Annotated in this window: 23 protein-coding genes; 15 read left to right on the top strand and 8 right to left on the bottom strand. The window is 70.1% G+C overall.

The genetic code is table 11. The annotated features are described in order from the left end of the window. Window positions 1–103: 103 nt before the first annotated feature. Window positions 104–991 carry an SRPBCC family protein gene (locus K8640_RS41350; protein WP_223752107.1) on the bottom strand — a complete coding sequence of 296 codons (888 nt, stop codon included), beginning with the start codon at window positions 989–991 and terminating at the stop codon, window positions 104–106. Continuing rightward, a complete protein-coding gene (locus K8640_RS41345; protein WP_223752106.1) occupies window positions 988–1,347 on the bottom strand; it encodes a helix-turn-helix transcriptional regulator in 360 nt (119 codons plus the stop codon). The genes K8640_RS41350 and K8640_RS41345 overlap by 4 nt, the downstream gene beginning before the upstream one ends. A gap of 199 nt (window positions 1,348–1,546) precedes the next feature. Between K8640_RS41345 and K8640_RS41340 the strand changes: the two genes are divergently transcribed. The 7 genes from K8640_RS41340 (at window position 1,547) to K8640_RS41310 (ending at window position 10,652) form a co-directional block, all read left to right on the top strand. Then, complete coding sequence (locus K8640_RS41340) at window positions 1,547–2,674, top strand: outer membrane beta-barrel protein (RefSeq protein WP_223752105.1); 1,128 nt, start codon at window positions 1,547–1,549, stop codon at window positions 2,672–2,674. 203 nt (window positions 2,675–2,877) lie between these two features. After that, window positions 2,878–2,967 carry a K(+)-transporting ATPase subunit F gene (gene kdpF, locus K8640_RS41335; protein WP_046710363.1) on the top strand — a complete coding sequence of 30 codons (90 nt, stop codon included), beginning with the start codon at window positions 2,878–2,880 and terminating at the stop codon, window positions 2,965–2,967. Between the two features lie 12 nt (window positions 2,968–2,979). After that, window positions 2,980–4,698, top strand: a complete 1,719-nt coding sequence (gene kdpA / locus K8640_RS41330; protein ID WP_223752104.1) for a potassium-transporting ATPase subunit KdpA — start codon at window positions 2,980–2,982, stop codon at window positions 4,696–4,698. A 3-nt stretch (window positions 4,699–4,701) separates the two neighbouring features. Further along, window positions 4,702–6,762, top strand: coding sequence for a potassium-transporting ATPase subunit KdpB (gene kdpB / locus K8640_RS41325; protein ID WP_223752103.1), 2,061 nt, complete (start codon window positions 4,702–4,704; stop codon window positions 6,760–6,762). 12 nt (window positions 6,763–6,774) lie between these two features. Beyond that, window positions 6,775–7,431, top strand: coding sequence for a potassium-transporting ATPase subunit KdpC (kdpC, locus tag K8640_RS41320; RefSeq protein WP_223752102.1), 657 nt, complete (start codon window positions 6,775–6,777; stop codon window positions 7,429–7,431). 228 nt (window positions 7,432–7,659) lie between these two features. Then, window positions 7,660–8,826, top strand: coding sequence for a sensor protein KdpD (locus tag K8640_RS41315; RefSeq protein WP_223752101.1), 1,167 nt, complete (start codon window positions 7,660–7,662; stop codon window positions 8,824–8,826). Next, entirely contained in the window at window positions 8,823–10,652 is a 1,830-nt protein-coding gene (locus tag K8640_RS41310) for an ATP-binding protein (RefSeq protein ID WP_223752100.1), read from the top strand. Before K8640_RS41315 ends, K8640_RS41310 begins: the two co-directional genes overlap by 4 nt. Before the next feature lie 123 nt (window positions 10,653–10,775). On the opposite strand, the gene K8640_RS41305 is transcribed toward K8640_RS41310, so the two are convergent. Continuing rightward, on the bottom strand, window positions 10,776–11,240 hold the full coding sequence (locus K8640_RS41305; RefSeq protein ID WP_223752099.1) for a hemerythrin domain-containing protein: 465 nt from the start codon (window positions 11,238–11,240) through the stop codon (window positions 10,776–10,778). Window positions 11,241–11,586: 346 nt separating this feature from the next. Between K8640_RS41305 and K8640_RS41300 the strand changes: the two genes are divergently transcribed. Further along, entirely contained in the window at window positions 11,587–13,314 is a 1,728-nt protein-coding gene (locus tag K8640_RS41300) for a hypothetical protein (protein ID WP_223752098.1), read from the top strand. A 221-nt stretch (window positions 13,315–13,535) separates the two neighbouring features. Here the strand turns inward: K8640_RS41300 and K8640_RS41295 are convergent, their stop codons facing one another. Next, window positions 13,536–14,888, bottom strand: coding sequence for a sigma-54 dependent transcriptional regulator (locus K8640_RS41295; protein WP_223752109.1), 1,353 nt, complete (start codon window positions 14,886–14,888; stop codon window positions 13,536–13,538). Between the two features lie 251 nt (window positions 14,889–15,139). Here K8640_RS41295 and K8640_RS41290 point away from each other — a divergent pair, with 251 nt between their 5' ends. From K8640_RS41290 to K8640_RS41260, 7 genes are all read left to right on the top strand, one after another. Continuing rightward, entirely contained in the window at window positions 15,140–15,502 is a 363-nt protein-coding gene (locus tag K8640_RS41290; RefSeq protein WP_223752097.1) for a hypothetical protein, read from the top strand. A 144-nt stretch (window positions 15,503–15,646) separates the two neighbouring features. After that, window positions 15,647–16,003: a hypothetical protein gene (locus K8640_RS41285; protein ID WP_223752096.1), complete on the top strand. Its 357-nt coding sequence runs from the start codon at window positions 15,647–15,649 to the stop codon at window positions 16,001–16,003. Between the two features lie 416 nt (window positions 16,004–16,419). Beyond that, window positions 16,420–16,773, top strand: a complete 354-nt coding sequence (locus K8640_RS41280; protein ID WP_223752095.1) for a hypothetical protein — start codon at window positions 16,420–16,422, stop codon at window positions 16,771–16,773. A gap of 47 nt (window positions 16,774–16,820) precedes the next feature. After that, a complete protein-coding gene (locus K8640_RS41275; protein WP_223752094.1) occupies window positions 16,821–17,315 on the top strand; it encodes a PTS sugar transporter subunit IIA in 495 nt (164 codons plus the stop codon). Between the two features lie 248 nt (window positions 17,316–17,563). After that, entirely contained in the window at window positions 17,564–18,061 is a 498-nt protein-coding gene (locus K8640_RS41270; RefSeq protein WP_223752093.1) for a PTS sugar transporter subunit IIA, read from the top strand. Window positions 18,062–18,167: 106 nt separating this feature from the next. Beyond that, window positions 18,168–19,241 carry an NAD(P)H-binding protein gene (locus tag K8640_RS41265; RefSeq protein WP_223752092.1) on the top strand — a complete coding sequence of 358 codons (1,074 nt, stop codon included), beginning with the start codon at window positions 18,168–18,170 and terminating at the stop codon, window positions 19,239–19,241. Between the two features lie 287 nt (window positions 19,242–19,528). Beyond that, entirely contained in the window at window positions 19,529–20,689 is a 1,161-nt protein-coding gene (locus K8640_RS41260; protein ID WP_223752091.1) for a methyl-accepting chemotaxis protein, read from the top strand. Window positions 20,690–20,752: 63 nt separating this feature from the next. Here the strand turns inward: K8640_RS41260 and K8640_RS41255 are convergent, their stop codons facing one another. The 4 genes from K8640_RS41255 to K8640_RS41240 all read right to left on the bottom strand — a co-directional run bounded on the left by K8640_RS41255 (window position 20,753) and on the right by K8640_RS41240 (window position 25,259). Then, complete coding sequence (locus K8640_RS41255; protein ID WP_223752090.1) at window positions 20,753–22,408, bottom strand: formate--tetrahydrofolate ligase; 1,656 nt, start codon at window positions 22,406–22,408, stop codon at window positions 20,753–20,755. A 237-nt stretch (window positions 22,409–22,645) separates the two neighbouring features. Continuing rightward, on the bottom strand, window positions 22,646–23,836 hold the full coding sequence (locus tag K8640_RS41250; RefSeq protein WP_223752089.1) for a sulfite exporter TauE/SafE family protein: 1,191 nt from the start codon (window positions 23,834–23,836) through the stop codon (window positions 22,646–22,648). Beyond that, window positions 23,833–24,435, bottom strand: a complete 603-nt coding sequence (locus K8640_RS41245) for a rhodanese-like domain-containing protein (RefSeq protein WP_223752088.1) — start codon at window positions 24,433–24,435, stop codon at window positions 23,833–23,835. The genes K8640_RS41250 and K8640_RS41245 overlap by 4 nt, the downstream gene beginning before the upstream one ends. A 113-nt stretch (window positions 24,436–24,548) precedes the next feature. Further along, window positions 24,549–25,259, bottom strand: coding sequence for an MBL fold metallo-hydrolase (locus K8640_RS41240; RefSeq protein WP_223752087.1), 711 nt, complete (start codon window positions 25,257–25,259; stop codon window positions 24,549–24,551). Window positions 25,260–25,331 lie beyond the last annotated feature (72 nt).

Raw genomic sequence — 25,331 nt, 5'->3', positions numbered from 1 at the left:
AAACCGCGTGGGAGAGTAGGTCGCTGCCGGATTCTTTTTGAGAAGCCCTCGTCGCCTCGTGCGACGGGGGCTTTTCTTTTTTCCTCACGGCCCTCGACGCGCTTTACCGCGTGGCGAGGAGCTCGGCGAGTCGATCGAAGTTCTGCTCATTGGCTTCCTCGACGAAGCCGCGGACCTTCTCGACCTCCTCCTTCGACTCGAAGCGCATTCGCCAGGTGAGGCGCGTCTTGGGGCCCTCGTCCGCGAAATCGAGGCGCATCTCGAAGTGATGTGACTCCTGGAGGTGTCGGAAGACGACCCGCTCCATGGGGACCACCTGCGTGAACTCCTTGTGCATGGTATATCGGGCTCCATCCGGGCCCTGCATCACGAAGCGCCACTGACCTCCTGGGCGGAGCTCAAACACCTCGAAGGTGTTCGTCGAGCCCTTCGGTCCCCACCACCGCGACAGCTGCTCCGGGTCGCTGAATGCCTGGTACAGCCGGTCTCGGGAGGTGTCGAAGCGCCGAGAGGAGACGATGTCTCGGGACTCCTCGAGCACCCGCCCCAGCCTGTCGAAGTGTTCCGTCGTGCCTCCCTCACGTGAGCGCATCCCATCCTCACCGTCGAGGAAGGTGGCTTGCTCGGTGAACACCATCCTCGTCCCGCCTGTCTTCGTCGCGTGCAACTCCACCGTGGCCAGTGACACGGACAGGTGCTTGTCGCCCACGTGCATGTCGTAGACGTAGACCAGTCGCTCGTCGGGGATGATGGAGTGGTAGCGCGCGGTGAAGACACTCGCGTGGCGCCCCTCGAACTGTCCGTGGAGCAGCTCCGTTCCGCCCACGCGGAAGTCGAGCTCACGCTTCACGAGGCGCCACCGCTCAGGCGGACCGATGAACCACTGGGCCTTCATCTCCACGTCGGCCCAGGCCGCGAAGACCCGGGCAGGAGAGGCTTTGTACGTGCGCTCGATGCTGAATGTGCCGTGAACGGCGGGACGTGCCTTCATGAGCTGCCCTTCTTTCGGGGGGAAGGCGTGGGGGATTCGGGGCCATCCAGCAACTCGCCCAAGCGGTCGAAGCGGCGCTCCCACAGGCCGCGCCGCGCGGAAATCCAGTCCTCGGCCACGCGCAGCCCCTCTGGCTGGATGTGACAGGAGCGCACACGCCCGACCTTCTCCGTGCGCACCAGGCCGCTCTCCTCGAGCACCTGGAGGTGCTGAACGACCGCCGCGAGGGTGATGTCGAGCGGCTTCGCCAGGTCGCTGACCGACAACGAGCCCTGACTCAGGCGCTCGACAATGGCTCTCCGCGTGGAGTCACCCAGCGCCTGGAACACCCGGTCTACGGCGCCATGGTTTAGCATGGGCTTAAGTATGCGCTGTGCGCCCTGACTGTCAAGCCGTGGCTTAAGTGTTCGGTGCGGGCTTCAAACTGCACGGCGACTGTGGAGTCATCGTGCAGGCTGCAATGCGCGCGGCGGCCAGCGTTGCCCAACCCCGCGATAGTCCTACGGATTTGTCAGAGGCTGTGTGGTACGCGCGGTGCTCATTGGATGGGCACCCATGTTGTCCATCGACTCCACTCAGCTGCTTCTCTCCCTGCTCCTCCGGCAGGCCGATGCATCCCTGCCTGCTGCCGACGCCACGGCCCACGACTCGGCGGCGACCCGCTTCCTCTCCCGGGTCCAGCCCGAGGGCGGCGTCGATGTGTACTTCGCCCACAACTTCAACCGCCCCGCGAACAAGGCCAGCTTCCTCCCCGGCACCGGCACGTCCGCCAAGCGCGATGGCGAGGTGTCCATCAACCTGGCCTCGCTGGGGCTGAGCGCCGAGCCCGCTCCCGTGGGCTTCAAGGTGCTCCTGGGCTTTGGAACGGGGGCGGAGGTGGTGCACTCGGCGGAGCCCGAGGGTGTCGCCTCTGGACCTGCTGCGTGGCGCTACGTCCAACAGGCGTCCGTGTCCTTCGCCACGGGGCCGCTGACCCTGGAGGCGGGGCTGTATCCCAGCCACATCGGGCTCGAGTCGTTCCAATCCCAGCTCAACTGGACGTACACCCGCTCGTGGATGGGCGAGTACTCGCCCTATTACCAGACGGGCATCAAGGGGACCTGGGCCTTCGACCCGGCGTGGAGCGCGCAGCTTCAAGTCCTCAATGGCTGGCAGACCGTGGGTGACAACAACCGCGGGCTCGCCGTGGGCACTCAAGTGGCCTACGCGGGCGAGCGCCTCTCCGCGGCCCTCAACACCTTCATCGGCGAGGAGGGCGCCACGGGCGACGAGGGGCTGCGCCTCTTCGCGGACGCGGTGGCGACGTTTCGTGTCCTGCCCTCGCTGTGGCTCGCCGCGACCGCAGATGTGGGGACACAGCGTCTTCCCTCGGGAACTCGCGCGAACTGGTACGCGGCAGGGCTCAATGCCCGGGTGCTGCTCGCGGAGCCCGTGGCGCTCGCCGCGCGTGTCGAGGCCTACCGGGATGCCGATGGCTTGATGACCGGCGTCGCGCAGACCTTGTCGAGCGGGACCGTCACGCTCGAGGTGAAGCCCGCGGAGCAGCTCACCCTCAAGCTGGAGGCACGGCATGACCGCTCGACGGAGGCGGTGTTCGCGGGCCGCGCCACGGCCGATGACGGCTCGCCCGTGCCGAAGGACACCGAGACGCTCGTCGTGCTCGGCGCCACCGCCTTCTTCTGATGTGCCCCCGGAGACCTTCCATGGATTTCGTCCTCGTCCTCGTCACCGTCGGATTCTTCACCCTCGCGCTTGGCTACACCCATGGCTGTGAACGGCTCTGAGCGCACCCTGCCCGCTTTCGTGCACCCCGCCGGATGCTCCCTCGCGCCGTGCACTTCGCTCATGCGCAGCTCCACTCCAAGCCTCACCCGGAGTCCCCACTCATGACCTTCGAATACGCCGCCGGCGCCGTGCTCGCCGTCCTGCTCACCGTCTACCTCGTCTATGCCCTGCTCCGCCCCGAGCGCTTCTGAGGGCCCTCTCCAATGACTCTCATCGGCTGGCTGCAAGTCCTGTTGTTCTTCGCCCTCCTGCTCGCGCTGACGAAGCCGCTGGGCGTCTATCTCTTCCGTGTCTTCGAGTCCGAGGCGCGGCCGTTGCCCCGGCTGCTCGGCCCCGTGGAGCGGGGGTTGTTGCGCCTGAGTGGCGCGAGCGAGCGGCGTGAGCAGACCTGGGTGGAGTACTGCGGGGCCCTGCTGGCCTTCAGCCTGGTGAGCCTGCTCATCCTCTACACCCTCCAGCGGGCGCAACACCTGCTGCCCTTCAATCCCCAGAAGCTCGGCGCCGTGGGGCCCGAGCTCGCCTTCAACACGGCCGCCAGCTTCGTCACCAATACCAACTGGCAGTCGTATGCCGGTGAGTCCACCCTGAGCTACCTCACGCAGATGGCGGGCCTGGCGTGGCAGAACTTCGTCTCCGCCGCCGCGGGGCTCGGAGTGGCGCTGGCGCTCGCTCGCGGCTTCACCCGACGACCGGGGCCCGAGGGCTCGAAGACGCTCGGCAACTTCTGGGTCGACCTGGTGCGCGGCACGCTCTACGTGCTGCTGCCCCTGTGCTTCGTCGTCGCCCTGTTCTTCGTCTCGCAGGGGATGCTGCAGAACCTCGCTCCCTATCACTCGCTGACGACGCTCGAGGGCGGGACGCAGACGCTCGCGATGGGACCGGTGGCCTCGCAGGAGGCCATCAAGATGCTCGGCACCAACGGCGGTGGCTTCTTCAACGCCAACAGCGCCCACCCGTTCGAGAACCCGACGCCGCTCACCAACCTGGTGCAGATGCTGCTCATCTTCGCCATCCCCTCGGCGCTCACCTACACCTACGGGAAGATGACCGGTGACACGAAGCAGGGCTGGGCCCTCTTCGCCGCCATGTCGTTGCTGTTCTTCGTGGGAGTGCTCGCCGCCTACTCCGCCGAGGTCCAGCCCAACGCCGCCGTGTCCGCCGCGCAGGTGGCCCACGTCGGCAACATGGAGGGCAAGGAGGCGCGCTTCGGCACCGCCGCGTCCACGCTCTTCGCCGTCGTCACCACCGATGCATCGTGCGGCGCCGTCAATGCCATGCATGACAGCTTCAATCCACTGGGCGGGCTCGTGCCGCTCGTCAACATGCAGCTGGGCGAGGTCATCTTCGGCGGCGTGGGCGCGGGCCTCTACGGCATCCTCATCATGGTCGTGCTCTCTGTCTTCATCGCCGGACTGATGGTGGGCCGCACCCCCGAGTACCTGGGCAAGAAAATCGAGGCCCGGGAGATGAAGCTCGCGATGCTCTACGTGCTCATCTTCCCGCTGTTCATCCTCGGGCTGTCCGCCGTCGCGGCCGTGCTCCCCCAGGGCGTGTCCTCGCTCAACAACGCGGGACCGCATGGCCTGTCTGAAATCCTCTACGCGTTCACCAGTGGCACGGCCAACAACGGCAGCGCGTTCGCGGGCCTCAACGCGAACACCCCGTTCTGGAACATCTCACTGGGGCTGGCCATGCTCGGCGGGCGCTTCCTGATGATTGTCCCCGCGCTCGCCATCGCCGGCTCCATGGTGGGCAAGAAGGTGGTGCCCGCGGGGCCCGGCACCTTCCCGACGAATGGCGTCCTCTTCACCGGCCTCCTGGTGAGCATCGTCGTCATCGTCGGCGCGCTCACCTTCTTCCCCGCCCTCTCCCTGGGCCCCATCGTCGAGCACTTCCTCGCCGGGGCCGGAAAGGTCTACTGAGCCATGAGCTCCTCGTCCTCGAAGCCCGCGTCACTCTTCGACGCGTCACTGCTCAAGCCCGCGCTGCTCGACAGCCTCAAGAAGCTCCACCCCCGGGATGTGGCTCGCAACCCCGTCATGTTCGTGGTGTGGGCCGGCAGCCTGCTCACCACCGTGCTGGTGGTGAAGGACCTCGTGTCGCCGCGCACCGACGGCGCGCCCCTCTGGTTCACCGTGTCCGTGGCCCTGTGGCTGTGGTTCACCGTCCTCTTCGCCAACTTCGCCGAAGCGGTCGCCGAGGGGCGCGGCAAGGCCCAGGCGGGGGCCCTGCGCAAGATGCGCAAGGACACCACCGCGCGCCGTCTTTCCGAGGGGCGCGAGGAGCGGGTGCCCGCGCCTGACTTGCGCAAGGGCGACCTGGTCGTCTGCGAGGCTGGAGACCTCATCCCGGGCGACGGCGAGGTGGTGGAGGGCATCGCCAGCGTGGATGAGTCCGCCATCACCGGCGAGTCCGCGCCCGTCATCCGTGAGTCCGGCGGTGACCGCTCCGCGGTGACCGGCGGCACCAAGGTGCTGTCGGACCGCATCGTCGTGCGCATCGCCGTCAACCCAGGCGAGTCCTTCCTCGACCGCATGATTGGTCTGGTGGAGGGCGCGGCCCGGCAGAAGACGCCCAATGAAGTCGCGCTGCACATCCTCCTCGTCGGGCTCACGGTGGTGTTCCTGCTGGCGTGCGTGTCGCTGGTGCCGCTCGCGCTCTACTCGGGTGTGCCGCTGTCGGGCACCGCCGTGGTGGCGCTCCTCGTGTGCCTCATCCCCACCACGATTGGCGGACTCCTGAGCGCCATCGGCATCGCCGGGATGGACCGGCTGTTGCGCAAGAACGTCCTCGCCATGAGCGGCCGAGCCGTCGAGGCGGCGGGTGACGTGGACACGCTGCTGCTCGACAAGACGGGCACGATTACACTCGGCAATCGCATGGCCACGGAGCTGCTGCCCATGCCCGGCGTGCGCCTGGAGGAGCTGGCCGAGGCCGCTCAGCTCGCGAGCCTGGCCGATGAGACCCCCGAGGGACGCTCCATCGTCACGCTGGTCAAGGACACCTACAAGCTGCGTCCTCGCGAGCTCCTGGCGCACCAGGCGACGTTCGTTCCCTTCACCGCGCAGACGCGGATGAGCGGGTGTGACCTGGTGGAGCCTCACGCGCGCAGCATCCGCAAGGGCGCGGTGGATGCCATCGTCAAGCATGTGCAGGGGCAGGGCGGCCCGGTGCCTTCGGAGCTGGCGCTGGCCGCGGGACGTATCGGAGACGCGGGCGGGACGCCCCTTGCTGTCGCGGAGGGCTCGCGACTGCTCGGCATCATCCACTTGAAGGACGTGGTGAAGGGCGGCATCCGCGAGCGCTTCGACCGCTTCCGCGCCATGGGCATCCGCACGGTGATGATTACGGGCGACAACCCTCGCACCGCCGCGGCGATTGCTCGTGAGGCCGGCGTGGATGACTTCCTCGCGGAGGCGACTCCCGAGGCCAAGCTCGCGCTCATCCGTACCGAGCAGGCCAAGGGCAAGCTGGTGGCGATGACGGGCGATGGCACCAACGACGCTCCCGCGCTGGCTCAGGCCGATGTCGGCGTGGCGATGAACACCGGCACCCAGGCGGCGAAGGAGGCAGGGAACATGGTCGACCTCGACTCCAATCCGACCAAGCTGCTGGAGGTCGTGGAGGTGGGCAAGCAGCTCCTGATGACTCGGGGCACGTTGACCACGTTCTCCATCGCCAATGACGTGGCGAAGTACTTCGCCATCCTGCCGGCGCTGTTCATGGGTGTGTTCCCCCAGATTGCTCCGCTCAACGTCATGGGGCTGACGTCGCCCTTCAGCGCCATCCTCGCCGCCGTCATCTTCAACGCGCTCATCATCATCGCGCTCATCCCCCTGGCGCTGCGCGGTGTGCGCTACCGGCCGCTCGGCGCGGCGGCGCTCCTGCGGCGCAGCCTGCTCATCTACGGGCTTGGCGGCGTCATCGTTCCCTTCGTCGGCATCAAGGCCCTCGACGTGCTGCTCACGGCCGTCGGTCTCGCTTGAGGACTGGTCATCATGGTCTCCACTCTCGTAACCGCGCTTCGTGTTGGTGTCGTCACCCTGGTGCTCACGGGCTTGCTGTATCCCCTCGCTGTCACCGGCGTGGCCTCGCTGCTCTTCCCCTCCGAGGCCCATGGCTCCCTCGTGAAGGACGAGCAGGGCCGTGTCGTGGGGAGCGCCCTCATCGGTCAGGGGTTCACTCGCGCGGACTACTTCCAGCCGCGCCCCTCGGCCGCCGGGAGTGGCTACGACGCGGCCGCGTCCTCGGGGAGCAACCTGGGGCCCACTTCGCAGAAGCTCCGGGACCGTGTCTTGGCCGAGGCCTCGCGGCTGCGTCGTGAGAATCCGGATGCGCAGGGCGCTGTTCCCGCGGAGTTGGTCACCACGTCCGCGTCCGGGCTGGACCCGCACCTGTCGCCGGAGGCGGTGCGGTGGCAGGTGCCTCGTGTCGCGAAGGCTCGCGGCGTGGCTCCGGAGCGCGTGCTGGCCGTGGTGGGCTCGCATGTGGAGGGGCGCACCTTCGGCGTGCTCGGCGAGCCTCGGGTGAATGTGCTGTTGCTGAACCTCGCGCTGGACCGACAGTTCGGTCGTCCGGCCGTCGAGCCCGGGGTCCCGATGGGCGGCGCGGTGGCTCCGTCCGCCACGCCTGCCCGGGGCGCGGCCAGCCCGTGAGGGCTGGGTTGTCGTCCGCAGCGTCGAGGACGGTCGACATCATGGCGCTGGAGCCGTCGACGGGAGTTGCTTCGTCGTCGAGAGTCGAGGACGTTCGCCGTCATGGCATTCGAAGGGCGTCGTGTCTCCTTGTCGAATCGAGGTCCTTCGACCTTCATCATGGGCCGGGTCGATGAGCGCTGAGCTGACTCGGCATGTGATTCGTTTGTCGCGCTCCGAGGTTCTCGGATGACCCCCCGTCGCTCGCGTGCGGAGGACTTCCTGGAGCTGGTCGAGCGCGGCCGGCGCGGTCGGCTCAAGCTCTACATCGGCTTCGCGGCCGGCGTCGGCAAGACGTACCGCATGCTCGAAGAGGCCCATGCGCTGAAGCGGCGCGGCGTGGACGTGGTGCTCGGCTTCGTGGAGACCCACGGACGCAAGGAGACCGAGGCCCTGGTCGCTGGACTCGAGGCCGTGCCTCGCAAGACGTACTCCTATCGCGACGTCCTCGTCGAGGAGATGGACCTGGAGGCGGTCCTCGCTCGCAAGCCCCAGGTCGCTGTCGTCGACGAGCTGGCTCACACCAACCTCCCCCTGTGCCGACATCGCAAACGCTACCAGGATGTCCAGGCGCTCCTCGACGCGGGCATCAACGTCATCGGCGCCTTCAACGTGCAACACCTCGAGAGCCTCAATGACCTGGTGGAACGCACCACCGGCGTCGTCGTCCGGGAGACGCTGCCCGACAGCTTCCTCAAGGGCGCTGACCAGGTCGTGAACCTGGACCTCGCCGTGGAAGACCTCCACGAACGACTCAAGGCCGGGAAGATCTACGCCGAGGACAAGGTGCCCCATGCCCTGGAGCGCTTCTTCACCGGCGAGAACCTGTCCACCCTTCGCGAGCTCGCCCTCCGCGAGGTCGCCGAGAGCCTGGACCGCGCCACCTCCGGACTGTCCTCCCGCTCCGGCGAAGACGAACCTCGCAAGGGCGCGTCCTGGGGCCGGGTGCTGGTCGCCATGTCCAGCCATCCTCCTCGCGCGGCCACCCTCCTGCGCCGGGGCTCGCGCATGGCCGGTCGGCTGAACACGGACTGGTTCGTCGTCTATGTCGAGACGCCTCGCGAGGCGCCCCACCTCATCGACGCCGAGGCGCAACGCCACCTGCTGGCCAACATCGAGAAGGCTCGCGAGCTGGGCGCCGAGGTGGTTCGTCTTCGCTCGAAGGACCCCGTCGAGGCCATCCTCGACTTTGCCCGCTCCCATGGCGTCGGCCACATCATGGTGGGCCGCTCGCACCAGCCCTGGTGGAAGCGCGCGCTGGGCCGCGCCGCGGATGTGCGGCTGCTCCGTGAAGGCGAGGGCTTCGACATCCATGTCGTCGCCTTCGAGCCCTCCTCCGAGGAGAAACGTCCATGACCCTGCGGATGCGATTGCTGCTGGCGCAGGCGCCCCTCGCGCTCGCGCTCGCGCTGGTGGGCCTGGTCGCCGTCATCACCCTGGCCCGCTTGGGGCGCTCCGGTCAGCGCATCCTCCAGGACAACTACCGCAGCGTCCTGGCCGCCCAGCGGATGACCGAGCAGTTGGAGCGCATGGACAGCGCCGCCCTCTTCATCGTCGCCGGTGAACGCGAACGGGGGCAGTCCCAGCAGGCTTCGCAGCGTCAGGTCCTGGAGGCCGAGCTGCGGCTGCAGGAGGGCAACATCACCGAGCCCGGTGAAGCCGAGTCCACCCGCCGGCTGCGCGCGGGCTGGGAGCGCTATGTGGCCGCTTATGACGCGTTCCTCTCGCTGTCGTCTCCCGAGGAGCAGAAGGCGGCTTACTTCCGGAGCATCGAGCCCGCGTTCCGCGAGGTGAGGGACGCGGCCTCCTCCGTCCTGGCGCTCAATCAGGACGCGATGGTGCACAAGAGCGAGGCGCTGCGTCGACAGAGTGACCGCGTGAACACGCTGATGGTGCTCGCGGTGCTGGTCGCGTTCGCAGTCGGATTGTTCGCCTCCACGTCCCTCACACATCGCGCGCTGCGGCCCGTGTCCGTGCTGTCCCAGGCCGTGCAGCGGCTGGGGCGCGGGGATTACGCCGTGCGCGCCACGGTGGAGGGCTCGGATGAAATCGCGCGGCTGGGCGAGGACTTCAACTCCATGGCCGAGGCGCTCCAGCAGTACCGACAGAGCAGCCTGGGGGAGTTGCTCCAGGCCCAGGCCGCGTCCCAGGCCGCCATCGATAGCCTCCCCGACCCGGTGGTGGTGTTCGGCGCGGATGGCGGGCTGCTCAACGTCAACCGCTCGGCCGAGGACGTGCTCAAGCTGGGGCTCGAAGGCGGCGGGGATGTGCTCGGGCGCGTGGTGCCGGAGGCGCGCGACGTGCTGGAGCGCGTGCGGGGACACGTGCTCGGAGGCAAGGGCGCCTATCAGCCTCGGGGCTACGAAGAGGCGGTGCGTGTGCCGCTCACCGAGGGCGACCGGTGGCTCCTGCCTCGCGCCAGCCCCGTGTATGGCGAGACGGGCGAGGTGGTGGGCGCCACGGTGATTCTCCAGGACGTGACGCGGCTGCGACGGTTCGATGAGCTGAAGAACGACCTGGTGGCCACCGTGGCCCATGAGTTCCGCACGCCCCTCACATCCCTGCGCATGGCCGTGCACCTGGTGGCCGAGGGCATGGTGGGGCCCGTGACGGAGAAACAGGCGGACCTGCTCTTCGCGGCGCGCGAGGATTGTGAGCGGTTGCAGGGCATCGTCGATGACCTGCTCGATTTGTCTCGCATCCAGGCGGGACAGCTCCGGCTCGAAGTCCGCCGCGTGTCCGCCGAGGAGTTGGTGCAGGCGGCGCTCGACTCGCAGCGCTCGGCGGCGGAGGAGCGTGGGGTGCGGCTGTCCCGGCTCGTGGGGCTGGAGGTGGAGACCGTGGACGTGGACCCGGAGCGGATGGGGCTCGTGCTCGGCAACCTGGTGGGCAATGGCGTGAAGCACACTCCCGCGGGGGGCGAGGTGGAGGTGCGGGTGGCTCGCGATGGCGCGCGCGTCCGCTTCGAGGTGCGCGACACCGGGGAGGGCATCGCCCTGGAGCAACAGGCGCGCATCTTCGAGAAGTTCTATCGCGCGCCAGGGGCTCCCGCGGGCGGCGCGGGGCTCGGGCTGTCCATCGTGAAGGAGATCGTCCAGGCCCATGGCGGAGAGGTGGGCGTCATCAGCGCGCCTGGGCGGGGAAGTACGTTCTGGTTCACCCTGCCGGGGCAGGCCTCGTGAGGTGACGCGCGGTCTTGCCAGGTCCAGCTCCCGAGGCAGGAGGGAACGACACGGGTGTGTCTGGCCTGCCTCGAGAGCGAAGCGGGGGCCTCGGCGGCTCCGTGGGGGAGTGCGCGTCCGCCGCTACACCGTGGCGCCGCCCCAGTCCTTCATCTCCTCGCGACGAATCCTCGAGGCCTCGCGGACCAGGTCCTTGCACGACATGCCGAGCTCCTTCTCGGTGACGTTCTTCGCCACCTGCGGAAGGATGTTCTTCTCCTCGTCCGCGACGTGCCGTTTGACGACCTTCTCCAGCGCGTCCACCTTCAGCTTCACCGCGTTCATGTCGTCGCGCATCCGCACGATGTCGCCCAGCAGTTGCGTCATCTCCTGGTGCTCCTCCTCCGCGTGCTGGATCTTCTCGTCGCCCACCACGCGCGTGGCCTTCGGATAGACCCAGCGCTCCTCGATGGTGCTGTGCAGCATCAGCGCCTCCGCGAGCTGGATGCAGAGCTCCTTGCGGCTCGTGTCGTCCGAGGCGTTGCGGAACGCGAGGAACAGCGCGTCGACTTCGCGGTGCTGCTGAATCAACAGGTCGATGACGTCCACGGGTGCAGTCCTTTCAGTGGGGTCGCTCCTCAACGGTCCGCACCGCTCCGGACCCCGGCAATCACTCGCCACGCCGTGCACGCTCCCTCGTCCCAGCCTTCGCGCGGAGGAGGGCAGGGGAGCGCTCCACTCGGAGCAGAGGGCCTGGCGGCCGCACTCCGAGTCTGGGCAGGACTGGAACTCACGAGGGATGCCCGAATTCTTGAAAACTGACGAAACTTCCGCCGCCAGCCCGGGAGAATGGGGGACCAGGACGCATTTCCCCACCCCAACCCAGTGAACCCGGCAGGGTCCGCGCCGCTCCGTGAGGCGTGTGCGGACGCCGGACCCCAACCAGGACCCCCCCATGGGAATCGGCAGCATCATCGGTGGCGCGGCGGAGGCCGCCCGGCGAGCAGCGGAAGCGGCGAAGCGCGCGGCGGAGGCGGCGGCGAAGAAGGCCGCGGAGGCGGCGGCGAAGAAGGCCGCGGAGGCGGCGGCGAAGGCGAAGCAGGCGAAGGAGCAGATCGAGTCGGTCGCCAAGCAGCGCACGCAGGACGTCTTCGAGCGGGGCGAGGGGCTGGTCGAGGGCGCTCGCGACGTGAAGCAGCAGGTGCGCGAGACCGCGGGCGACGTCTTCGAGGGCGTGAAGTCCACGGCGGGCAGCGCCCTGCGCGACACCGTGCAGAAGGCGGGCCCCGTGCTCGACACGGCGACGGACATCGCGGCGGGCGGGCTCGACAAGCTGGGGCAGGCCATCCAGGACGCGCCGGCGCCCAACCCGCTGCAGGGCATCACCCAGGACATCGCCGGTGGCGTCCTCCAGGGCGCTGCGGACGTGGTCCGGGACCCGGTGGAGACCGCGGGCGAAATCAAGCAGGCGCTCAGCCTCAACCACCAGGTCGACCAGCTCAAGCCGGGCGAGAGCGTCTCCGTGGGGCTCAACGGTGAGGCGGATGTCTCCGGTGTCGGCGTCACCGCCAAGGGCGACCTGGCCGTCAGCCGCAGCGCCGAGGAGGGCGGTGGCTACACCGTCTCCGTGAGCGGAGAGGTGGGCGCGGGCGTCATCGCGAAGCTGGGCGCGAAGGGCGCGGCGGACGCGAGCGCCAGTGCCTTCGCCACGGCCGGCGCCAAGGTGGAGTTCCAGTTCGACACCGCGGAGGAGGCCAAGCGCGCCACGAAGATCATCGCGGCCTCGGCCGCCACGGCGGGGGCCTCGGCGAGCAACCCGCTGCTCGGCCAGGGGGTGAACCAGGTGCTGGGAGATCCGCTGTCGGACCTCGCGGGCCTGGGCGACAAGGTGAGCGCGGTGGAGCTCCAGCTGGGCGCGGAGGCGAGCGTCTCGGGTGAGCTGGGCATGAAGGGCCTGCCGGAGGTGCTCAGCGCGGGCGCGAGCGCGGGCGTGAGCGCCAATCAGGGCACCACGGCGCGCATCGAGATGGAGAACGGCCAGCCGAAGTCGCTGAAGCTCACGCAGTCGCTGGAGATTTCGGGCAACGCGGGCGCGAGCGCGGGCCTGGGGATTCCGAGCCAGGGCGAGGGTGGCACCAGCGCGTCACTGCCGACGAATGCCTCCGCGGGAGTCCAGGGCTCGCTGAAGGTGGAGCTGGAGCAGAGCATCGACCTGCCCGAGAACTTCAACCCGGCCGACTTCCTCAAGGACCCGAAGGGCACCGCGCGCGAGGTGGGCCAGACGGCCCTCCAGACGCACGAGGCGAAGCTGACGCTCACCGACTCGCGCCAGGGTTCCGCGCAGGCGCTCGGTCTGGGCGGGAGCGCGGGTCGCGAGGTGAAGGCGGAGATCAGCGGCAACCTCCAGGACATCGCGCGCAGCGGTGCGTTCAGCAGCATCGCGAACGGCGACGTGGGCCAGGCGGTGACGCAGCTCCGCGACAAGGTCGACATCAAGGCCACCGTGCAGGACAAGACCACGGTGAACGGTGACATCGGCGTCGGCGTGCACGCGGGCGTGGGCGGTGGCGAGGTGGGGCTCACCACCGAGCGCACCCACGTGGGCGAGGAGCGCGAGCTCAACGCCGCGCAGCTCGCGGAGCTGTACCTCACGCAGCGCTGGTCCGCGGGCATCCCGGGCTGACGCGCAACGCCGGGCGCGAGGGGTGCGCGCGCCCGGTGTCCCGTCTCACGGAAGGCTGGAGGCGCACGGTCGCGCCCGGTGTGGCGTTGGCTCATGCTCGGCCTGGCGCCGGCTCGTGCTCGGGCGCCTCATATCGCCTCATATGACGGGGACTCGTGCCCCTGGTCACCGCCCCGTGCGAGACCTGTCCATCTTCCGCAAGACACGGGCTGCCCGTGGGCTCAGCTGTCTGCCTTGCCTCCGGATTCGTACTTCTTGCGCTTGCGCCACAGCGTGGACGCGTCGATGCCGAGCACCTTCGCGGCCTCGTCCAGCGTGGGCGCGGAGGCCATGACCCGCAGCGTGTGCTCGCGCTCCACCTCCTCCAGCGTGTGCGGCCCGCCCAACGCCACCACCGTGCCCGCCGCCGCGGCGATGCGGTCCGGGAACGCCTGCGGCTCCAGGACTCCCGCGGGCCACACGATGAGCGCCCGCTCGATGGCGTTTCTCAGCTCACGCACGTTGCCCGGCCATGGGTACGCGAGCAGCATCTGCTCCGTCGCGGGCGACAGCTCCGGCGTCACCGGCCGCTGTCCTGTCCTCGCGAAGAACGCCACGAAGCGCCTCGCCAACGCGAGCAGGTCCTCGGGCCGCTCACGCAGCGAGGGCAGCTTCACCTCGATGACGTTGAGCCGGTAGAACAGGTCCTCGCGGAACCGTCCCTCCGCCACGTCCTTCTCCAGGTCCCGGTTCGTCGCCGCCACCACCCGCACGTCCGCCTTGCGCGTGCGGCCTTCTCCCAGCCGCTCGAACTGCTTCTCCTGGAGGAAGCGCAAGAGCTGCGCCTGGAGCGACGGGCTCATCTCCGCGATTTCATCCAGGAACAGCGTGCCGCCCTCCGCCTGCTCCACGCGGCCGGGCTGGTCCTTCACCGCTCCCGTGAACGCGCCTCGCACGTGGCCGAACAGCTCGCTCGCCAGGAGCTGCTCCGACAACGTCGGACAGTTCACCGTGACGAAGGGCCTGCGCCTGCGCACGCTCATCGAGTGCAGGGCTCGCGCGAGCACGCCCTTGCCCGTGCCGCTCTCTCCTCGCAGCAGCACCGCCGCGTCGGAGGTCGCCGCTCGCGACACCAGCCCTATCGCCGCGTGCATCACGGGAGAGGAGGTGTCCAGCGTGGCCTCCGGCACCGCCTGCGCGAGCTGTCCCTCGAGGCTCTCCAGCTGCGAGGACAGCGCCCGGTGCTCCCGTGAGCGGTCCAGCACGTGTCTTATCTGCGCGGGCGTGAAGGGCTTGGGCAGATAGTCGCGCGCGCCCCGGCGCACCGCCTCCACCGCCGTGTCGAACGTCGCGTACGCGGTGATGAGCACCACGTCCAGGTTCGGTGACTCCGCGAGCAGGCGGGGCAGCAGGTCCAGGCCACTCGCGGTCCCCAGCTTCAGGTCGACGAACGCCAGGTCCGCGGGCCCCTGGGCGAGCGCCGCCAGCGCCGCCTCCGGCGTGGCCGCCTCTCGCACCTCGCAGCCGAAGCCCTCCAGGCAGACCCGCAGCGTGTGGCGGATGTTGCGCTCGTCGTCCACCACCAACACCCGCATCGGCCGCTCGCCGGAAACCGGGGTCGGCTCCATCCGTGCATCCATGCATCAATTCTAAGTGCATCGGCCGCGCCCGGCCGTGTCTCGTTGGGGCTCGTGAGTCGTCTCGGGGACTTCCGCGCACCGCACCGTGCGATGCGCAACCCCGGGGCCGCTCCCGTCGTGCAGGCTGCAACCCGGGCCGCCACTTCTTCACACCCGCGACAACGAATCCTGGCGCGTCCCCCCTCATTCCGGTGGAACATGGGGCCATGGGTCCGAACGGGAACGAGGGGGAAGCGGAGAACATCTTCACCCGGGACAGGGCGCCCACCCGCAGCCAGAAGCGCGTCCGCCAGACGGTGACGCTGGGCCTCGTCGTGCTGGTGCTCGCCGGGGTGTGGGCCTACCTCCAGGGCGGAGAGAATCGCGCGCTGAACGCCTTGTCCCCCGCGCAGCGCGAGGCGCTCTTCCAGGAGACCCGCGACGACATCCGCCTGCTGTGCATGGGCGACGCCGGGCCCAAGCTCCTCAAGCGCTGCCAGAAGCAGGCGGAGTTCCTCACGCGCTTCTCCGAGTGCGACGAGGCGTGCCGACAGGAGCTCGCGCCCCTGTTGCAGCAGGCCGTGCGCTGACGTCGAGCGGGTGGGCCCTTGCGCGATGCATGGCTTCGCGCGCGCCTGCTTGCCGAATGCAAGGGTCCTGGACCTCGGTGATGGGAGCCCTGCTCGGAGGTGGCCTCGTGCCCTGGCGGCACGGGGTTTGCCCCTGGGGAGCCCATGCGTCCCGAGCTCCGTCTGGTCCCTGACTCCACTCCCCAGGCCCCCTCGGCGCCGCCCTCCCTGGCGAGCCCCTGGTGGAGGGACCTGCTCTGCATCCTCGCGCTGGGGGCCTCCCTGGCGCTCGTCGTGGGCTGGTTGGGCTCGGAGCGCCGCGCCGTGCTGTCCCTGGAGCCCGAGGAGCGTGCCCTCGTGTTCCAGGAGTCGTGGGACGGCTTCCAGCAGCTGTGCTCGGCGCCGTCTCCGCCCGGCCTGATTCCTCGCTGCCGGGAGCAGGCCCGCTTCCTCCTGCTGTTCCCCGAGTGCCAGGGGACCTGTCAGGAGCAGGCCCGGCTGCACGGTCGGGCCCTTCGCTGACCGCGGTCCGCGAGCGCGGCTCGAACACGCTTCCAGTCCCCGACTCCGGAGCGCCGCGTCCGCGCTGCGGTGGCTCGACGCTCCGGTGAGCTCCTCCCACGGAATTCCGCCCTCGTGCCGGGGCTGGCATGCGTCCCCGACGTCGCGAGCGCCCTGGAGTGTCACGTCCCTCGTGGGCGCCGGGCGCGGTTTGCAGTCATCGCGGTCGGAGCGGAATGACACGGCGCTCGGAGGGAGACCTCGCGTGTCGCGAGGCTCGGTGGCCCTCGAGGTTGCGGTCTGCATGGTGGGGCCGGGCTCGCTCGGGGAAAAGTGGCCGGATTCCGGGCGTCTGGTGGTGGGGGTGGTCGGCACGGTGGATGCGATGGAGGTGCCTCGTGCCGGGCGATGTGCGGCCCGGTCCTTGGGAGGACTTCATGGTGCTGCGTCGATTCGTGAGGTCGATGGTTCGTGGGGAGGCTCGGCGTGAGCCTGGCTCGTTGCTCGGGGAGGCGCCGCTCAAGGCGGTGCGTCTGCTGGGCGCGGAGCGGCTGGCCGAGGCGCGTGGGCGTGCGGAGCATGCCTTGAAGGGGGCTCGGCGGTGCTCGTGCTGCCGAGGGTTGCTGGAGCATCTGCATGACCGGCTCGGCTCCACGTTGTTCCTGGATGATGACCCGGAGCAGCTCGCGCGGGCGTTCGACGCGGAGGAGCGCGATGGGTTCACGGCTCGCGTGCTGGCGGCGTGCATCGTCCTGTCGGGTCGCGAGCGGGTGGCGGCTCCGGCGCTCTGAGGTTCACGGTGGTGGGCCCGGGACTGCTCGGGCCGTGGGAGGTCGTCATGTTGAGGTGGACCGAGTTCCTGGAGGTCGAGGCCATCCGTCCGTCGCTGCGGGCGCGGGAGCGGGTGGGCGTGCTGCACGAGCTGGCGGGGATGATGGCGGATGAGGCGGGAGTGCCTGCTCGCGAGCTCGCCGTGCACCTGCTGGCGCGGGAGCAGCTCGGCTCGACGGCGATGGAGGGCGGCGTGGCGGTGCCGCACTGTCGACATGCTCGCGCCGGACGCATCGTGACGTGTCTGGGCATCCATCGGGGCGGGCTGGCCTTCGGTGAGCCCGAGGATGGACTGGTGCGCATCTACGTGGGCCTGGTGTCGCCGCCGGATACCGGGGGCCTGCACCTCAACGTGCTCTCCCGCATCGCCACGTTGTTGCATGACGTGCGCGTTCGTGACGCGCTGATGGCGGCGGCCTCTCCGGCGGCGATTCGCGCGCTGCTGGTTCGCGCGGAGGAGGAGGTGCTCCCGCTTCGCGGTGAAGTGGCCGTGGCGCGCTGAGTCGTGCCCTCGGAGGCGAGGCTGTTGTTGCTCGCGTGGCAGCGCGGCGCGGGTTCGGGCGTCGCGGGTCCTGGTTTGGGGGAGTCCGAGAACCTGAGAGGAGCGGGGTGGCTCGGACCTGGTCCGGAAAAACGCGAGAGAAGTGTGTAGTGGGCTCGAAGAATTCGCGGGGAGGGATGCGGATTCGCGAGCGCGGATGCATCTCTGCGCCGACTCGGGCGGTGGCGGCTTGCCCGAGGAGGTGCGGCATGTTGCGGTGGACGGATTTCCTGGAGGTCGACGCTGTCCGCCTGTCGTTGGAGGCGCGAGAGCGGGTGGGCGTGGTGCACGAGCTGGCGGGGCTGATGGCGGCCCGCGCTCGGGTGCCCGCGAAGGAGCTGACGGAGCACCTGCTGGCGCGCGAGCGACTGGGCTCGACGGCGATGGCGGGGGGCGTGGCGGTGCCGCACTGCCGGCTCGGCGGCGTGCCGCGCATCGTCACGTGCGTGGGGATTCATCCGGAGGGCCTGGACTTCGGCGAGGCCAACGGCGGGCGCGTGCGGGTCTTCGTGGGGATGGTGTCGCCGCCGGACCCCGCGGGCCTGCACCTCAACGTGCTCGCGCGCATCGGCGCGCTGCTGCGCAACGCGAGGCTGCGTGAGGCGCTGCTCACCGCGCCGTCGCCCTCGGCCCTGCGCGCGCTGCTGGTCTGCGTGGAGGACGCGCACGTGAGCCAGCGCTCCGAGGCCGCCGTGGCGCGGTGGTGAGGCGCTCAGTCCTCGCGCGGACTTGTCGAGATAGCGAACAGATGGTGACGGGCCGGCCGATACGCCGGGCCTCCCGACGCGGCGCGTCCTGGTAGCGTCGCCAGCCGTGACGACGACCTCGACCACCTCGCCTCGCTGGCTGTTGTATGGCGCCTCCGGCTACACCGGCCGCCTCATCGCGGAGGAGGCCGTGCGCCGCGGCCACCGCCCCGTGCTGTCCGGCCGCTCCCGCGAGAAGCTCGCGCCCCTGGCGGAGTTGCTCGGCCTGGAGGTCCGCCCCGCGTCGCTCGACGACCCACGCCAGCTGGCCGCCGCCATGGACGGCCTGCCGCTCGTGCTCCACGCCGCCGGCCCCTTCGTCCACACCAGCGAGCCCATGCGCCTGGCGTGTCTCGCCGCCGCCACCCACTACCTGGACATCACCGGCGAGATTCCCGTCTTCGAGGACTCCTTCCGCCACGACGCCGACGCCAAGGCCCGCGGCGTCTCGTTCATGTCCGGCGTCGGCTTCGACGTCGTCCCCACCGACTGTCTGGCCCGCTACGTCGGCGAGCAGGTCCCCGGCGCCACCGAGCTCGACATCGCCATCGCCGCCGTCTCCCAGGCCAGCGCCGGCACCACCAAGTCCGCCCTCATCCAAATCCCCGAGGGCGGCAAGGTCCGCCGCAACGGCCGGCTCGAGCCCTACCCCATGGGCCACGGCACCCGCCGCGTGCGCTTCAGCGACCGCGAGCGCTCCGTCATGCCCATCCCCTGGGGTGACCTCTCCACCGCGTTCCACACCACCGGCATCCCCAACATCACGACGTACATGGCCTTCCCCGCCAACAGCGCCCGCGTCCTGCGGTGGACCCACCCCATCCTCCGCCGCGCCCTGAAGCTCGCCCCCATCCGCGATGGCCTGATGAAGCTCGTCGACGCCCGCGTGAAGGGCCCCGGGGCGGACCTGCGCACGTCCAGCCGCTCGTACGTCTGGGTCCAGGCCCGCGCCCCGGATGGCCGCTCCGCCCAGGCCTGGCTGGAGGTCGCCGAGGGCTACCTCTTCACCGCCCGTTCCTCCGTCCTCGCCGTGGAGGAGCTGCTCGCCCAGCCCACCCCCGGCGCCCTCACCCCCGCGGGTGCCTTCGGCGCCGACTTCGTCCTCCGCGTCGAGGGCTCCCGCCGCTTCGACGCCCTATGATGATCCACCCAAGTCCCGGGTCCGTTTGACCCCAGACTGGTGGAAAACCGCGCGGGGCCGGTGTGTGTCAATGAGCGGGGGTCCCTTAGCAGCCGGGTCTCAGTTGGCTATCCTGCACTTCGGCGGATCACCGGTCCGTCCGAGCTTCAGGGAGTCCACGGGGCTCCTCGGAAGGATGGCGACATGGACGGGCGCTGCAGGCTCCTCGGGGAGTCGCGCTTCAACTGCCGGAACCTGGCCGGGGCGGACGGGGTGCGTGGAGACTCGGGTGGGACGGAGGCCGTTCGGTGCGCTTGAAGCTGAAGCAGAAGGTGATGCTGTCCCCGGTGGCCGCGGCGGTGCTCCTCGTGGTCCTCGTCGTGGTGGCGCTGGCGGGCGGTCCGACGTGGCTGGTGGTCGTGCTGGCGCTCCTGGCGATGGGGACGACGGCGGGGCTCGCGTGGTGGCTGCACCGTGACCTGGCCGAGCCGCTGACGCGATTGTCCGAGGTGGCGCGGCGCATCGCGCATGACGGTGATTTGTCGCAGCCGCTGGAGCTGGGGCGGCAGGACGAGGTGGGCGAGCTGAGCCGGAGCCTGCAGGTGATGGCGGACCGGCTGCGCGACGTGCCGGCGACGCTGAAGTCCGTGGTGGAGGAGCTGTCCTCGGCGGCCACGCGGCTGACGCAGGCGAGCCAGGACCAGGTGAACTTCCTGACGAACCAGTCGCGCAGCCTCACCGAGGCGAGCACCACCATCGCCGAAATCGCGCAGACCTCCAGCATGGCCGCGAGCCGCGCGGAGATGGTGCTCAAGGTGGCCGCGCAGGCGGACCAGTTCAGCTCCTCCGGGCAGCACTCCATCGAGCAGAGCGCGGAGGGCATGCAGCAGATTCGCGAGCGCGTGGGCGCGCTGGTGGGCAGCATCGCGCACCTGAGCGACCAGGCCGTGCACGCCGGCGAAATCATCAGCAGCGTGAAGGATTTGGCGGACCAGTCCAACGTGCTCGCGCTCAACGCCGCCATCGAGGCCGCGCGCGCGGGCGAGGAGGGCCGGGGCTTCGCGGTGGTGGCGCGGGAGATGCGCGCGCTCAGCGGGCAGTCGCTCCAGAGCACGCAGCGCATCGGGAAGATCCTGCTCGAGATCAACCAGGCCATCCGCCAGACGACCTCCATCGCGGAGGGCGACAGCGAGAAGATGGAGCAGAACATCGAGCAGGTGCTGGCCTCGGCGAACTCGCTGAAGGAGATCACCACCGTGGTGCAGGAGAGCAGTCAGGCCGCGCGCCAGATTGTCGCCTCCGTCACCCAGCAGAACGCGGGCATCGCGCAGATGACCGAGGTGATGACGCAGCTGTCCTCGATGATGGCGGACGTGGTGACCTCCACCATGACGGCCGAGGAGGCCGTGACCCAAATCAACGCCACCCTGGGACGGCTCGAGTCGCTGTCCACGTCGTTCCGCGCGTAGCGTGCGTCGCTCCGGGCGGCCCCCTCGACGAGAGCGAGGTGAGGGCCGCCCGTCGAAGCCGCGTCACTCGCCCTGCATGAGCCCGGTGATGCGCCCGTCCTCGTGGACGGTGATGCGGCGGGCGGCGGGCTCGCGAGGCAGGCCCGGCATGGTGAGGATGTCGCCGGTGAGCGCGACCATGAAGCCCGCGCCCGCGGACAGGCGCACCTCGCGCACGGTGAGCGTGAAGCCGCGCGGCCGGCCCTGCTTCGTCGCGTCGTCGGAGAGTGACAGGTGCGTCTTGGCCATGCACACCGGCAGCTCCGCGCCGCCCAGCTCGCGCACGGTCTCCAGGTCCTTGCGCGCGGAGGCGGTGAAGGCCACGTCGTCCGCGCCGTACACGGTGCGGGCAATCGCGCGGACCTTCTCCTCGGGGGACTGCTTCACGTCGTAGAGGAAGCGCGGGGTGGGTGGAGACGCGTCCGTGCCGTCGAGCATCGCGAGCACCCGGTCCGCCAGCTCCAGCGAGCCCTCGCCGCCGCGCGTGAAGCCGTCACACACTGCCATCTCCACGCCGCGCTCCCGGCCGAAGGCGCGCAGAGCATCCAGCTCCTCCTGCGTGTCCTGGGGGAAGCGGTTGACGCAGATGACCGCGGGCAGGCCGAAGGCGCGCACCGATTCGAGGTGCTTGTCCAGGTGGTCGAAGCCTCGCGCGAGCGCCGCGCCGTCCGGCTCCGCGACGCGGGCGAGCGGGGTGCCGCCGTGGTACTTGAGCGCGCGCAGCGTGGCGACGAGGACGACGCCGCGCGGCCACAGGCCCGTGCTCCGGCACTTGATGTCGAGGAACTTCTCGGCGCCCAGGTCGAAGCCGAAGCCCGCCTCCGTGACGACTTCGTCCGCGTACGCGAGGCCCATGCGCGTGCCCACCACGGAGCTGCACCCGTGGGCGATGTTGCCGAACGGGCCCGCGTGCACGAGCGCGGGGCCGCCCTCTCGCGTCTGGACGAGGTTGGGCATCAGCGCGTCCTTGAGCAGGGCGACCATGGCCGCCGCCGCGTCCACGTCCCTGGCGCGCACGGGCTTGCCGTCCGGTGCGTGGCCCACGACGACGCGGCCCAGGCGCTCCTCCAGGTCCTTGAGGTTCTCGGCCAGGGCGAGGATGGCCATGACCTCGCTGGCGGCGGTGATGTCGAACGCGCCCTCGCGCGGCACGCCGTGCGCCTTGCCGCCCAGGCCCACGATGACGTTGCGCAGGAAGCGGTCGTTCATGTCCAGCGCGCGCCGCCAGCGCACCCGCGTCGAGTCGATGGCCGCCGGCTGGCCGTAGTACACGGCGTTGTCCACCAGCGCGGCGAGCAGGTTGTTGGCGCTGGTGATGGCGTGCAAATCACCCGTGAAGTGCAGGTTGATGTCCGCCGCGGGCTCCAGGCTGGCCTGCCCGCCGCCGGTGCCTCCGCCCTTCACGCCGAAGACGGGACCGAGGGACGGCTCGCGCAGCGCGGCCACGGCGCGGCGTCCCCGGCGACGCAGGCCCATGGCCAGCGCCACGGACATGGTCGTCTTGCCCTCGCCCGGAGGCGTGGGGTTGATGGCGGAGACGAGCACGAGGCGGCCTTGTCTTCCGCCCTGCTTGCCGAGTGCACCGAGGGAAACCTTGGCGCGGTTCGTGCCCCACGGGTGCACGTCGTCGGGGGACAGGCCCAGCTCGGCGCCCACTTCTGCGATGGGTCTCAGCTTCATGCAGGGGACTCTCGACGCGCGCGGGGCACGGGTCAACCGATGTGGTGTGGGCCCGTCCGGGGCGGGACGGATGTGGGCGCGGGGGGCCGCGCGCGGTGGGGCGGATGGGATGGCGCGATGACGTGGCCGTGTGGGGGCGCGTTGGGATGCGCGCCGTGGCACTTGCTCGTGAGGCGCCTGGCGCTGGTGGGCGAGCACCGCGACGCCGGGGTGTCGGCGCGGGGGGGGGCTGGGGGGTCAGAGCCCTCGCGCAGTGGTGCGCTGGCGGGCCGTGCGCAGGTGCTTTCGCACCATGAGGGTGGAGAGCCCCACGCCGGTCGCCAGGACGAGCCAGGGCCAGGCTCCCGCGCTGGCCAGTCGTTGTGTCAGGTCTCCGAGCACGGTGCGCGGGAGTTGGGCCAGGAGCAGGAACGTCGCGGTGGCGAGAACGAAGAGGGCGAAGCCTCGGCGCAGGACTCCAGGGGCCACGCGTCCGGCGAATCTTCCACCGAGCATGCTCCCCACGAGGGCGATGGCGAGGACCTCGCCCGTGAGGCGCCAGGGGAGCTCCGCATGGCCCAGATGGCCGATGAGACCCGCGGCGCACTGGAGCGCGATGACCACCAGCGAGGTGGCGGTGGCCATCGGCGTGGACAGGCCGACCAGCGTGAGCGCGGGGACGATGAGGAAGCCGCCTCCCGCGCCCACGAGCCCTGAAAGGATTCCCACGCCCACTCCCTGCGCCACCACTCGCATCACGGAGACGGATGCGCCGCTCGCGATGCTCGCGGGATGTGGCTTCTCGGTGCGCCCCACGGAGGCGGGGAACCCGTTCGCGATGCTCGCGGGACGTGGCTTCTCGGCGTGCTCCATGGACACGGAGGGAGCGCTCTCGATGCTCGCGGGACGGGGCTTCTTGGTGTGCCCCATGGAGACGGAGGATTCGCTCTCGACACTCGTGGGACGACGTTTCTCGGTGGGCTGCGCGTGCTGGTCGGCAGCGAACGAGGTGCTCGGCTCGACTCGTCCGGAGGTCGCTCGTGCTTCCGAGAGGTCGGCCGTGACGTGGCCGCTCGTCACCGGCGTAGGTGCATCCGAGCGCAGCAGCATGGCGACCGAGGCCGCGACCATCACCCCCGCGAAGCACAGCAGCAACATCGTGGGCGACAGGAGCGGGTTGAGCTTTCCTCCCAGGAACGCCCCCGCCATCCCTCCCGCTCCGAACAGGAGCGCCGTGCGCCACCGCACCCGGCCCGCTCGCGCATGCAGCAGCGCGCCGCTCGCGCTCGTGACGCCCACCACCACCAGGGACATGGCGATGGCCGTGCGCGGCTCCACTCCCAGCACGTACACCAGGAGCGGCACCGTGAGGATGGAGCCCCCGCCTCCCAGCAACCCCAGCAACACTCCCACGAGCAACGCGCCCGCCATCCCCACGGCCCACATCATGGACGACTGCCTCCTCCAGGCTTCGCGACCGCGAGCAGGTCCCGGACCTCTCGCAGCGTCTTCTCGAACGCCGCCGCGTCTCCTCGCTCCTTCGGCGGCTCTGCCTGGAGCGCATCCAGCACCGCACCCAGTTCCTCGCGAGAGGGCTCCGGTGGCAGCGACTCCACCGCGGGCACGCGCATCCCCGTGAGCCTCGCGCGCAGGGTGTCTCCCACCTGCCCGAGGTTCGGGAGCGGCTCCGTCGTCAGCCGCACCACCGGCAGCGCATGCGCGTTCCACGCGAGCATCCCGCCCGCCAGGTTCATCACCCGCGTGAAGCCCATCCCCACCAACTGCGTGGCCGCCTTCGCGGACCTCGCACCCGAGCGACAGATGAGCAGCACCTCCGTGTCCCTCGGCCACAACGTCGCCGCCTCGCGCAGGGTGGCGAGCGGCGCCGGATGCACGCCCTCGAGGTGACCCAGAATCCCATCCAGCTCGACGGGCTCGCGCACGTCCACCAGGTGCAGCCCCGGGGACCGCCCGGTCGCGAGCTGCTGGACGTCCACGTCGCGATAGCCCTCCGGCCGGGGAGGGGCGTTGTCGTAGAGGTGACTCAAGCTGCGGCTCCTTCGATTCGAGCAAAAGGGTCCCGCTCCGCGTCCCTCGGGGGAGGCGGCTGGGGCTCTGGAGGTGCGGGACTGGCGACGTGCCCCAGCGGGCACGGGTCACATCACGCGGACGGTGACTGGGAATCCGCCGGGGCGGTGAGACCGCAGGCGCGATTGGCCGGCACGGCCACGTCCAGCTTGCGCGGCGGCGGAATCTGTCGCGACTTCATGAAGTGCACGAAGTCGTCCCGCGTCCTGCCCGCGAGGCGTGGGTTGTGTCGCTTCTCCTCGCCCACCGAGGACGACGTGAAGCCCGCGTAGTCATGGGCGGGGAACACCTCCGTCGCGTCCGGCAGGACGAACAGCTCGCGGGTGATGGAGTCGTAGAGCTGCCCCGGGTCTCCATTCTGGAAGTCCGTGCGGCCCGTGCCGCGCACCAGCAGCGCGTCCCCCGTGAACAGTCGGCCGTCGCACAGGAAGCTCAGGCTGTCGTCGGTGTGACCCGGCGTCTCCAGGACGCGCAGCTCCAGCTGGCCCACCCGCACCACGTCGCCATGCTGGAGCTGCCGGTCGACACAGGGCGCGCCCTTCGCCGACGCCATCACCCGGGCACCCAGGCGCTCGCGCAGCTGCCCGGCGCCGGTGACGTGGTCCGCGTGCACGTGCGTCTCCAACACCACCACCAGCTTCAACCCCAGCTCCTCCATCAGCCGGGTGTCCCGCTCCACCTGCTCCAACACGGGGTCGATGAGCACCGCCTCCCGCGTCGCCGGGTCCGCCAACAGGTAGGTATAGGTCGAGGACTCCGAGTCGAAGAGCTGCCGGAAGAGCATGTCCACTTCCCTCCTGGGTTGGTCGCAGCGCATGTCCAGCGGTACTGCGAGCCCCATGCCAGCGATGCGGCT

This window comes from Myxococcus sp. XM-1-1-1, assembly GCF_020037095.1.
In the GTDB taxonomy this organism is placed as follows: Bacteria; Myxococcota; Myxococcia; order Myxococcales; family Myxococcaceae; genus Myxococcus; species Myxococcus fulvus.
This window is presented reverse-complemented; position numbering and strand designations above follow the sequence as displayed.